Annotated in this window: 10 protein-coding genes; 3 read left to right on the forward strand and 7 right to left on the reverse strand. The window is 43.9% G+C overall.

The features are described 5' to 3' along the window. Positions 1–40: 40 nt before the first annotated feature. The 3 genes from AB4Z08_RS02290 to AB4Z08_RS02300 all read right to left on the reverse strand — a co-directional run bounded on the left by AB4Z08_RS02290 (position 41) and on the right by AB4Z08_RS02300 (position 4,048). Complete coding sequence (locus AB4Z08_RS02290; protein WP_441572154.1) at positions 41–2,392, reverse strand: GumC family protein; 2,352 nt, start codon at positions 2,390–2,392, stop codon at positions 41–43. 3 nt (positions 2,393–2,395) lie between these two features. Next, positions 2,396–3,202, reverse strand: coding sequence for a polysaccharide biosynthesis/export family protein (locus tag AB4Z08_RS02295; protein ID WP_441572155.1), 807 nt, complete (start codon positions 3,200–3,202; stop codon positions 2,396–2,398). A gap of 126 nt (positions 3,203–3,328) precedes the next feature. Beyond that, on the reverse strand, positions 3,329–4,048 hold the full coding sequence (locus AB4Z08_RS02300; protein WP_441572156.1) for a response regulator: 720 nt from the start codon (positions 4,046–4,048) through the stop codon (positions 3,329–3,331). 468 nt (positions 4,049–4,516) lie between these two features. On the opposite strand from AB4Z08_RS02300, the gene AB4Z08_RS02305 reads away from it, so the two are divergent. After that, on the forward strand, positions 4,517–5,185 hold the full coding sequence (locus AB4Z08_RS02305) for a sensor histidine kinase (protein ID WP_441572827.1): 669 nt from the start codon (positions 4,517–4,519) through the stop codon (positions 5,183–5,185). A gap of 3 nt (positions 5,186–5,188) precedes the next feature. Here the strand turns inward: AB4Z08_RS02305 and AB4Z08_RS02310 are convergent, their stop codons facing one another. Then, positions 5,189–6,289, reverse strand: a complete 1,101-nt coding sequence (locus AB4Z08_RS02310) for a T9SS type B sorting domain-containing protein (RefSeq protein ID WP_441572157.1) — start codon at positions 6,287–6,289, stop codon at positions 5,189–5,191. 180 nt (positions 6,290–6,469) lie between these two features. Here AB4Z08_RS02310 and AB4Z08_RS02315 point away from each other — a divergent pair, with 180 nt between their 5' ends. After that, positions 6,470–7,420: a hypothetical protein gene (locus AB4Z08_RS02315; protein WP_441572158.1), complete on the forward strand. Its 951-nt coding sequence runs from the start codon at positions 6,470–6,472 to the stop codon at positions 7,418–7,420. Between the two features lie 56 nt (positions 7,421–7,476). On the opposite strand, the gene AB4Z08_RS02320 is transcribed toward AB4Z08_RS02315, so the two are convergent. Genes AB4Z08_RS02320 through AB4Z08_RS02330 form a run of 3 tightly spaced genes read right to left on the reverse strand, consistent with a single transcriptional unit; the run spans position 7,477 to position 11,138 of the window. Continuing rightward, positions 7,477–8,427, reverse strand: coding sequence for a DUF6607 family protein (locus AB4Z08_RS02320; protein ID WP_441572159.1), 951 nt, complete (start codon positions 8,425–8,427; stop codon positions 7,477–7,479). 21 nt (positions 8,428–8,448) lie between these two features. Further along, positions 8,449–9,042 carry an HmuY family protein gene (locus tag AB4Z08_RS02325; RefSeq protein ID WP_441572160.1) on the reverse strand — a complete coding sequence of 198 codons (594 nt, stop codon included), beginning with the start codon at positions 9,040–9,042 and terminating at the stop codon, positions 8,449–8,451. Between the two features lie 8 nt (positions 9,043–9,050). After that, positions 9,051–11,138: a TonB-dependent receptor plug domain-containing protein gene (locus tag AB4Z08_RS02330; RefSeq protein WP_441572161.1), complete on the reverse strand. Its 2,088-nt coding sequence runs from the start codon at positions 11,136–11,138 to the stop codon at positions 9,051–9,053. Between the two features lie 155 nt (positions 11,139–11,293). Between AB4Z08_RS02330 and AB4Z08_RS02335 the strand changes: the two genes are divergently transcribed. Further along, positions 11,294–12,007: a pirin family protein gene (locus AB4Z08_RS02335; RefSeq protein ID WP_441572162.1), complete on the forward strand. Its 714-nt coding sequence runs from the start codon at positions 11,294–11,296 to the stop codon at positions 12,005–12,007. Positions 12,008–12,029: the final 22 nt, after the last annotated feature.

Genomic DNA, 12,029 nt, shown 5'->3' on the forward strand with positions numbered 1-12,029 from the left:
ATAAGATATGGTGGTATCGATATATAATTTACAGTCGCCGTTACTTTATAGTGCGCCTGAACAAGCCTGGTTTCTTTACTACTTCCGTGTAGCCGTATCCGTTAATATCACCGTATCCGGATCCATACCCGTATCCCGCTACACCTTGTCGTTTTATTCCGTTAAATACAATATTCAGTTTCCCCAGTTCCCTGTTCTGATACAACTCTTCTACCAGTTTCAGGTAGTGCTTGGGGGTTCGCTGATGCCGCACCACATACAGGGTGGCATCACAGAAAGGCGCAATTAATCTCGCGTCCGTCACCAAACCCACGGGAGCAGAGTCAATGATGATATAATCAAAACGTTCTTTCAGTTGCTGGAGCAGGTGTTCCAGCTGACCATTCAGAATAAGTTCGCTGGGATTAGGTGGCATAATACCAGCAGACAGGAGGTACAAAAACTCATTGTCTGCAACCTTTTGTAGGATTTCCTGCAAAGATGCTTTCCCTACCAGGTAGTTACTAATACCCGGATCCACGCGTACGCCCAGCATTTTACTGATCATCGGTTTCCTCAAATCAAACTCCAGTAGTGCTACTTTCTTTTTAGCAAGAGAAAGGCTCATGGCCAGGTTCAGGGATACAAAACTTTTTCCTTCACCGGAAATAGAGGAAGTAACCAACAAAGTTTTACGATCTCCATTCAAACCAATATAGGACAAAGAAGTTCTTAAGGCTCTGAACTGTTCGGCCACTGCGGTTCTGCTGTTATTGCTCATCACTACCGGATCCTTTCCATCGTGGTGCATAATTTCAGCAGCAATGGGTGCCGTAGTTACTTTCTCAATATCCGCCCGGAACATTACCTCGCGGTTCATCATATCTTTCACTGAAACAAATCCTGCTACCAGCGCCATCGCACCCAGTACGGAAATGGCCAATACCATCGGTTTCTGGGGACTGAAAGGATAGGCCGCTGATTCGGCAGCATCCACTACCCGGCTGTCTGATACCGCCGCGGCATAAGCCAGGGCTGTTTCTTCCCGCTTCTCCAACAGAAAAGTATAGATGTTATTCTTAATCACCTGTTGCCGACTTACTTCCAGCAAGGCTTTTTCCTTACCGGGTACGCTGCGGATAATACCCATGTTACGGCTATTCTCTGCCTGTAGTCTCACCATACCTGCCTGCAGGTTAGCACGCAGACTACCAATATTTTCCATAATAGCGGGCTTTAACCGATCGCACTGACGATTCAAACTGGCCAGCAACGGGCTGTTTTCACCGGTTGTTTTACGCAGCCGGTCCAGCTGCAATTCTGTTTCTGATAACTTCGTTACCAGCTCCAGTAATACCGGGTCAGAGAGACCAATAGTACCGGGCACTATATTACCTCCAGGGTTTTGACTGTTCACATATTTTTCAATCGCATCCAGCACAGATAATTGCATATTAGCTTCGCTGATTTTACGATCATTTTCCTGTACACTGGCGAGGAACAGTTTACTCTGCTCGCTGATATCCACAATACCTTCCCTGGTTTTAAAATGTTCCACCTGTGTTTCTGCCTGTCCCAGTTCCGTACTCACAATGCGCAGGCGCTCTTCCACAAAGCTCATGGTGTTGGCAGAGGTCCTGTTTTTATCTTCTACTGCTGCCTTGTTATATACACTGATCAATTCATTTACAATCGCTTCTCCCCGTTCCGGAGCAGCATCTGTATATTCCAGATCCACTACGCTACCCGCTTTGGCGGCAGGCATAATTTTCATGGTACCCAGCAGGAGCTGCATCCATTGCTTTTCTGTCATCAGGTGCAGGGTGTAACTGGCAGCGGTATCCCTATGCCGGCCCTGCGACTGTATAACCAATTTGCCCCATCTTGTTTGCACGGTATCTCCCACCGGATAACGCTTACCATCTATAACGACACTTTTTTCTGTTGCATGGTAAGTAAATGGCCACATGCCTGTTGCGGCCATTTGTATGGCATCGGGTTCCAGGAAAACGAATTTAAGCGGGCTGTCTTTATATAATACTACATCTCTTATTTTCCCTTTCTCAATCACTTCACCATAAAGGTTAAGGTTTCGTATAACCGCCTTCGTTAGTGTGCGTGATTTCAGTATTTCAATTTCATTTTCCATGACGGTTTTAGCACCACCCAGCAAATCGAGTGACTGTAGCATATCGCTGGCGCCAAGACCGTTAGATGATTCCTGTACCAAGAGCACACCAGAAATTTTATATAACGGTGTAGCATAGCGGAGATAAAGGAAAGCGCCTGCCAGTGCAGCAACAACAGCGGCTGCAAATAGCGGCCAGTAGGGCAGATAGCGGGAACGAATGAGCGTGAGTATGCTCAATGGCGTTTCACTTTGTTGCGTTTTATGTCCGTTTACTTTTTGCATACACTACTTATTAATAACTAAACGGTCCAGGATAATAACGAGCAATGACAAACTACTGAGAACAATGGGCAGTATTTGCCGGGACCTGTCTGCAGTTGCTATTTTTGATTTACTGGGTTCCACATAAAGTATATCATTTGATTGCAGAAAGTAGTAAGGAGAATTCAGGATACGTTTATCATTCAGATCCAGGCGCCGTATAATCCGTTCCCCATCTACCTCCCGGATTAGCAATATGTTATTTCGTTTACCAAACACCGTTATATCACCTGCCATTCCCAACGCTTCCAGTACTGATATTTTTTCGTTGGTAACATTTACAACCGTTGGTTTACTGACCTCTCCAAGAATGGTTACCCGGTAATTAAGGAACCGTATATTGACGACCGGATCTACCAGCAGTTTACGTTCTATCAATTGATCGTGGAGATTTACGGTGAGCGCCTTTTTGGAAAGACCGGCTACTTTTATGGGCCCCAATACCGGATACTGAATGTATCCCTGTTCGTCTACCAGGAAGCCACCCAACATTGCACCTGCACCGGCGTTGGCTCCTCCTGCACCAGCAGCAGAGGTCATGTTGGACACATTATAGATGATTACATCCTCCGGATTAAGACTGCTTACATTGATCTGCAGTATATCATTCTTTTGTATCCGGGGCTCAAAATTGCCATCAACTGGTGATAATATGGTGTCTTTTACATCACTGAAATAAACAGCATTTTTTGTTGACACACAGGAAGTAAACAAACAATTTAAGCAAAGCAATCCCAATCCCATCCAGGTTAAGCAGGTTTTCAATATCATATATGGCATTTTACTTCATCACTTACACACTCTTTACATCTCCCTACAATATTACGCTGGTTCGCACTTGGATTCAATTACTTACTACAGTACAAATTGCCTTATTACACGGCATCTTACTACTTATTAAAGTAAGCAGTCAGTAAAACCAGTGAACATATCTGATAAATTAAAATCTGARGAAAAATTATTGATTGTGCTAAAAAGGAGGAGCGAGAATAAATTATTTGACCAGATTTTTGAAATCAATTCCGATTTGGTGGATACATTCAGCTTCTGATACACTTTTTTCAGGTGTTGGTTCACGGTGAACACGGTAACAAACAACTGCTGCGCCATTTCCTTATATGAGTAGCCTTCTTTTAGTAACTCCACCAATTCATACTCTCTGCGGGTAAGCTTATCCTTAATGCTTTCCAGCGGATCTTTATTCAGATGAGTAATCAGCAGATGGGCTGCTTTGGGTGATAGCGTAGCGCCATTTTGTACTGTATCCATGATAGACTGGTAAATATCACTTAACCGGCTTGTCTTGATAATATAACCGCTGGCACCTTTTTTAATGGCTTCAATAATATACTGTTTGCTATCATGTCCGGATAACACAATTACTTTCGTTTCCGGATAAAGTCGCTTTACCTCTGATATACCATCAATGCCCGACATACCAGGTAAAGTAATATCCAACAGAATTACTTTTACATCCGGATAAATTACCGGCAGGGAAATAAATTCCTCTATAGACTTGCAGGCGAATACAACTTTGCACTCCTGGAAATCTTCCAGAAATTCACGATAGTTGTTTAATAAAAAATGATTGTCTTCAATGATTCCTATATTAATCATACGCTAAAGGGGGGTTAGGTTTCTGGTTGATATGGTACAATAAAATAATCTTATAGTAAATATAACAGGAAAAAGAATAGGCAGATAGCACAAAAATATAATTACCTATTTATAAAGTACTTATACATAATAAACCTTAACATCATAAACCATAAAACACTTTACAATTATTAATATATTTATATTTATCCCAAAATAATGTCACTTTATTCAGAATAATATTTTTATAAATAAACAGGTAAAATTCAATAAAACTACCTACTACAAAGGATTACATGTGTATTTATGAATACATTACTAATAATACAATGTATTTTTTAAAAACTTTCGTATATTGCATATATAACCATATTTATCCCGCCCGCCGATACCATCGAAATACGAAACCTTATTTTCTGTTCAACCAAAAACCAACGTATGCTAAACGACGCTAACAGGCATGCAGTCAGAGAAAAATCTTTACTTGAAATGCGATCGGAATATATTTCTATGGCAACACATGAATTTAAAACACCGATCATCGCCATTTCATCTTCTATTGAATTACTCGAAACAAAAATGCAACTGGATGAATTAATGTTGCCTTTTTACGAACGGAATATTTCCCGTATCAAAGAAGAAATCATTGTACTCCGCAACATGGTGGATGACATACTCACCACTGGTAGTATGGTGGCAGGCAATCCGGTCACTATACCAGAAGAAACAGATGTATGCAGCTTCGCTAAAGTGATAAAGCAGCAATACTTTCACAAACGCAGTGATAAGCGTCAGTTACGGATAAAAGTTTCCGGCAGTCCGCGGCCTCTTCATATAGACAGGAGCCATCTCGCCGGTATCCTCACCAACCTTATCAGCAACGCCTTCAAATACTCTGCCGGCGCCGGTCCATTACTCAGCCTTCATTATAGAAAAGATCAATTACGCATTAAAGTAAAAGACAGTGGCATTGGTATACCGGAAAAGGATATACGATTTTTGTTCACCCCTTTTTTCCGCGCTGGAAATGTAGGTGGCAGAGAAGGCACAGGACTCGGACTGGCCATCGTAAAATCATTTGTAACAGCTAACAATGGCGAGATCACTGTCAGCAGCGGGTTAAATGGTTCCGTTTTTACAGTCACTTTTCCATTGTGAACATCAACGCAACAACATGACACTTCCTTTTAACAGGTACGGCTGTTGCGAACTATCCGTATACGTACATACGTATACGTAAGCCTGCACATCCGCCGGTATTCCTTTAAAACTACCGTCCCATCCCACTTCAGGAGACTGGCTCATAAATATCAGTTTTCCCCATCTATCATATACCCGTAACCGGTAGTCATGTATCGCATCATATACTTTGGGCCGGAAAACATCATTCTGTCCATCGTGATTAGGTGTAAATGCTGTAGGCATGACCACCAGGCAGTTTTTCCAGGGCGATGCTATCACTGCTGCAACTGCTGCTGTAAAATGATGACTATCCTGTATTTCAGCAGTATGTGGCCCGGCTGCCAATCCGGGAAATACACTATCCGGTTGCCATCTCCCATTATCCAACCTATACTGAAAAGGAGGCACCCCACCGCTTACATGCAGCGTAATACTTCCATCATTAACGGCTCCGCAGCTACAAGGTTTCACAGCAGCCTGCAGCACAGGTAACACCAAACGATCTATTGCGGATAAATTATCCAGCAGCAAAGCAATTCCATACTGACTTTTGTTACATGGAGCAGTAGGATACGCCACCAGAGAAATATAACGATAGGATGCAGCTGCATGGAACACGGCATCGTAGCGTTGCCAGGTTTCATGCGTAAAATTGCCCGATGACCACAATAGCGCTGCCGTATCCCCCGGAGTATTACCACCATAAATCGCCAGGTTACCATAGCAGGCCGGATAAAGATAATAAGGGGTGTAGGCCAGATCAAGACTCAGCACATAATCCACATTTGCCTGCAACGGCTGCGGCAATTCCTGCCCGATACCTTCCAGGAATCCCTTACCGCTATGCATTCCCACATAGCTATTGCCTGCTGCCGGCACCAGTTTTATCTCAAAAACACCGGGCTGCGTATCCGGCGTACCAAAAACAACATGCCAGGAAACAGGCAATATTCCCTTACCAGGACGACCTTCGAGGGAAGGGTTGCTGAATGGTATATGCTGCGCTTCTACCCTAACAGAAAAGGATAAAAACAGCCAGCAGCACAGCATTCCGTAAATAATACCCGGTTCTGAAAACATGCAGTTGATTTGCCGCATTAAAATTACCTGTTATTACAGTGACGGCATATAACTCATTTAAGTAGTTTGTGCACTTACATTTCTTTTGTTTTGTTTACCTGAAAAAATATCTTTGCCCCGGAAATTACCCCTGCACCCAATTGTGCAATTGCCTAATCCGAATTTAAACACCTTAGTATCATGAAAAAATCCATTCTGTACATTCCTCTTGGCTTCATGCTGATAGCCACTGCTATGTCATGTGATAACACCGGGAAATCAGGTAGCAACACAGCCTATGATGAAAAACCAGCTGCCGCTGCAAACCAGGTCATTGAATACACTAACCTGATCGTTGACCTCTCTAACAAAAACTCTGACTACGTAGTCCGCCTTGTGAAAAATGCAGACCGTGTGGAAGAAATACTAAAAGAAAAAAGCAATCCGGTTTTCCTGGGCAGCATCATTAAACCTATCATGATACCTGCTTTTAACCACAGCAAAATCACGGTAGACAAACCCGTAGATGCGCTGAACAAAGCAGATCAGGCTTTCTTTAAAGAAAAAGTAGCCGGTTTCATCAGCTCCTTCGACAAAATAAAAGCGACCTATGCCAAACTGGATGATTACCTGAAAGCACAGGACTTTAAAGATGACAAAGGCGCCAAAGGACTTGCCCTGGCAGATTCTATCCGCAACGATGCACAGGTATTCTTTGATCAGAAAGTAGTACTGATGAAAAGAGTAAATGAGGTAGCAGATGCCAGTGAGGTGATTATCCTGAAAGATAGCCCGCTGAAAGATTATATCATCGCCATGAAAGCAGATATGCAGGCCGTTCGTAATTATATCAACCTGCTGGAAGAAGGCGGGGAGGATTACAACAAAATAAGTGCAGCTGCGCAAACAGCATATGATGGCCTGGAAAAAGATCAGGCGGCGCATGCGGCCCTTAACCTGGCGAACGCGGAAAAAGAAAGTAAAGGCTCCTCCTATAAATCGTTCTGCGACAGCTACCATGAATTCCTGCTGATGGCCAAAAGGATGATGCGCGATGCCAAAGAAAAAGGCACGATGACAGAAAGCCAGCTGGAAAGCCTGAATAACTCACTCGATACGATGATCGGAAGATATAACAGCTTCACGAAATAAAGGCATAAAAAAGCCGCAGCCAGGAATGGCTGCGGTGCTTTTTCTTATCCACTCGTTTATCGTTGTAAACTCAACTCCGTTTTTGTTGCAAACTGCTGCAAAGTCACTGCTATCTCTTTCTCCAGTGCCTCTCCCGTCAGTTCCTTACGGAATGCCTTTTCTTCCAGCACCATCATCACTTTATACAGCGGCTCATTATTCACTTTCTTCTGCAGGTTAATGACACTGTTAGCACCATACACTTTATCCCAACCTTTACGAACAACCGCCCAGAAAGCCTTGTTCTGCTCCCACCATTCTTTTGCCTGCCGGCATTTCCCTTCGTCTGTCCGGTTATAGGTATTCAATCCTTTTTCTCCTACAATCACTTTGTCTGTACCATTGGCCCTGATCACTTTCTGGTTATCCTGTTCATGAATGGAACCCGTGGCGGTAATTTCATGGTGATTCGTACGGTGTAATACGTTATAGTCCTTGCGGGTGGTATATTCCCTGCGCGGCAAAGGTGCATCACTGGAAGATTCCCAGTAGTGCCGGCCATCGGTATGTACCCAGGTAGCAGATCCTTCATAGCGCGGCTCATCGTCTACACCATATACTTTCTGGGTCCACTGTCCTTTTACCTGTGCAGCCGGCAGCGTTACTTTTTTCCATTCGTTGTCCTGGTTGTAAGCCAGCAGTTGCTGATTTTCATATTGCCAGTCTTCCGTCCAATGCTTGATCACATTGCTGTCTGCTATCAACAGATGCTGCAGGACAATGCGGTTGCGGTCTTCCGCGGCTACTGTCACGTATTCTATGGCGTCTATTATTTTATGATACCCTTTTGGTTTATAGCTGCTGTCCGCAGGGAAAGTTTCAGTGTATTCAAAAGTAACTTCCTGGCAACCACACATGCTTTTAATAGCGGCTTTATCCTGTGTCACTTTATCGTTGCCCTTCTGCTGAGCGGTAGCGCTCAATGTCATACAGATGGCTGCAATGGTTAATCTGGTAATCTGCTTCATGAGAATATACGATGGTTATTATTATTTGAAATTGCGGGAACCGTCTGCCTGGTATACATACCTGAATGAATAGAAACGGCCTGGCGAGTTAAGATCCGGTGTAGCAGGTGCATCTTTATAGTAACTGCTTACTTCAAGCTTGGCATATTTACCACTGGCAGTTTTGAGCACAATAATAGCGCCGGCAACCGGCGTAATAATATGTGTAGTCATATTATAGGAATACCAGCCGGCGATAGCTTTGGTGGCTGCAGCGTCTGATTTGTAGCCTGTTTCCGGTGCCGCTACCAGGTTATTATATACTCCGGTAATCACCTGTGCTTCTCCTTTACCCGGGCCGCTGCTGCCACCATTAACGATAATGGTAGTTGCTTTAAAGGCGATATCCCATTTGGTAGAGGCAGAGTCGCTGTTGGGAACAACCTTACCATCTGCCAGGCTATAAAAGGTAAACAGGTCTTTTTTGCCGGCATCTGCGTCCACATTGGCGACTACTTTGGATTGCAACGTAACAACAGGTGTGGGGCGTGTTGGTTCATCATCATCTTTACTACAGGAAGACATTGCGAAGACAGACATCAGCAGTATACCTGCTGTAAGAAATTGTATTTTCATATAGGTGCTTATTGTTTATTTACAGTATGATAAAAATTCCAGGTAAGCCCCAGGGAGTAAACCCTGCCAGGCATGGTGGAAATATGCTGTGGATCAGTATAATTGAAAAGATTTTCCAGGGTGGCCTGTACGCGCAGCTGCCTGCTGAACAAGGTTTTGGCCGCAGCCAGGTTCACCGTGGCATACCCTGGTACAAATTCACTTTTCAGATCGGGTGTGTTATTGCCATTTTCATCTGTAAACCCATATTTACTGCGGTATAACAGCCGGGCATTAGCATCGATACCCAAACGGGGATGGATATACGCGATTTTCAGATTGCCTGAATGGTGCGAGCGGTTAAATAATCCAAAATATTCGCTCTTACGGAGTTCACGGGTTTCTCCGGTAACGGCATCTTTCGTATATACTTCTCCGTTCTTAACTTCCTTAAACAGATCATTATCTCTTGAGCGCAGGTACTGGTATCCGCCGGACAGCTGCCAATATTTGCCAATAGGTTGCGACAGCTCCACTTCTACGCCGGAGGTAGTAATACTTTTTAGATTCACATAGCTATATACTGCTGCATCATTGGTTTTCACGGCAATAACGCGGGTATCGATCAGGTTCTTCACATCGTTATAAAAGAAGTTCACTTTAACACCGGTATTGGAAAATGTGGTCCCCTGTATACCCAGGTTATACGACCAGGAGCTTTCTGCATCCAGGTCTTTCATCTGCGCCGGATCTATTTTTACCTGCTTAATTTGCCCCTTCTGCTCCATTTCTTTCAAAATATCCGCTGCCAGCTTTGTTCCTGCAACGGTATATCCTACTGCGGCATTGTTAAAGTGCAGGTATAACTGCCTGAAATCAGGCGCACGGTAGCCGCGGCCAACGGCACCGAGTATACGCCATTTGGGGGTTATATTATATGCTACAGATATCTTGGGACTAAATTGTGATGGGTACTGGTTATGTGTATCAAACCGACCGCCTATCAATATATTCCAGGCCTCAGTAGGCTTCCAGTTTTCTTGCAGAAACACATAGCCTGTATTAAACGCCATCTTATCATCGTAGCGGGTAGCCTCCAGTGATTCGTGCACATATCCTACGCCCCCCGTCAGCTGATGCTGCGCATTCAGCTGCCAGTCGGTCTGGTACTCAGGCTTGATATATTGCTGCTTAAAAAACGAAGCATCATACACGGATTTATCCTGCTGGTAATGCATATCCTCCTCCGTGGAATACCGGGAATAATATAACCGCAACACCTGCCTGAAGTTTTTTCCCGGCGTATGACTCACCTGCCAGGAAGCATTCATATCTTTCTCCTTTCCAATATCATCTACCCGGCCTTTGGTGTCAGCAAAATAACTGTTGTACCGCTGCTCATAATACCTGCCTGAAAGGATGGTATGCCATTTAGGCGACCAGTCCTGCTGCCAGCGTGATTGCGCCGTATAGGTTTTAAATGGCGACACAGTAGGTGCTGTAGCATTATCTCCCAGCGTGTATCCATCACTGTTGTAAGTGCTGATGTTGGCAGAAAATGACCCATTCCTATAAGGGATGCGCGTATTGCCATCCAGGGTATAAGTATTATTGGAGCCATACCTGCCACCAATGCTGGTTATCCCCTGTTGTTTATTGTTGCTGGTGATAATATTAATGACACCTGCCAGCGCATCACTTCCATATAATGAGGAAACCGGCCCCTTAATAATTTCTATTCTTTCTATATTACTTACTACTATCCTCGACAAGTCGAAAGTACCGGCTGTTCTGCCTATCATTGGTTCGCCATCCAGCAGTACCAGGGTATATTCTGCTTCCAGTCCCTGCATCTGCACACCGGTACCATGATTAGATGTAATGAACAGTCCTGTTTGCTCTGCCAGTACCTGCTGCAACAGCACTGCACCCATGGATTGCAGCTGCTGTTTTGTAATCACCGTAACCGGCACAGGCACCTTACTTAATAACTGCTCATTGCGCGTGGCAGTCACCACCACTTCAGGCAATATTTTGTTGCCGGTGCTGGTATCTGTTTGGGCAAAAAGCGTCCCTACCCGCATGATGCAGGCAAACAGGAATAAATATTTATACATCTTAAAGCTTATCTGAATTGTCGGGCAAAAGTAAGGGCTTATGAAAATTAATCTTTACGAGTTCGGGAAACATATTTACGAGATGCGGAAATTTGATATTAACTTAGTTCACCCTGATTTCAAACAATTTTAAACTTCCTACTGTTCCTTATTATATGAAACTGCAACACTTCCCCGCAAGCGAAAGAGGTATTAAAGACATCGGCTGGCTGAAAAGCAACTTCTTCTTCAGCTTCAGCGATTACTACCATCCTATGCGCAGCGCATTCGGATCGCTGATCGCTTTTAACGATGACTTTGTACAGGCAGGTAAAGGCTTCGGTATACATCCACATGTAAACATGGAAATCATTTCGGTGCTGCTGAAAGGAAAAATGAACCATAAAGATACCATGGGATACATTACTGAAATAGAAGGACCTGCAGTACAGATCATGAGTGCCGGCAGCGGACTACGACATGAAGAATATAATATTGGTACGGAAGAAGTTAACTTTTTACAGATCTGGATCGCACCCAAACAACAAAATATTGCGCCCCGCTATCAGCAACGCAGCTTCCCTAAAGAAAACAGGAAGAACAAGCTGGTCACCATCGTATCCGGTGAAGAAGGTATGCAGCATTGCTGGATCAATCAGAATGCGAAATTATCTCTCGGCTATTATGAGCAACCTCACCAGCTTACTTATACCTTCAACCCGCTGAATAAATGCCTGTTCATTTTCTCCATTGCCGGCGGACTCAGAGTACAGGACCAGGTACTGCAGGAACGCGATGCCATCGGGTTATGGGAAACAGGTGAAGTATCATTGCAGTGTGCAGAAAAATCTGAGTTCCTCATCATAGAAACACCTATTAATCAGAAGTGACAGGCGCCGCTATACATATTAA

Source organism: Chitinophaga sp. RAB17 (assembly GCF_052114225.1).
Lineage (GTDB): Bacteria > Bacteroidota > Bacteroidia > Chitinophagales > Chitinophagaceae > Chitinophaga.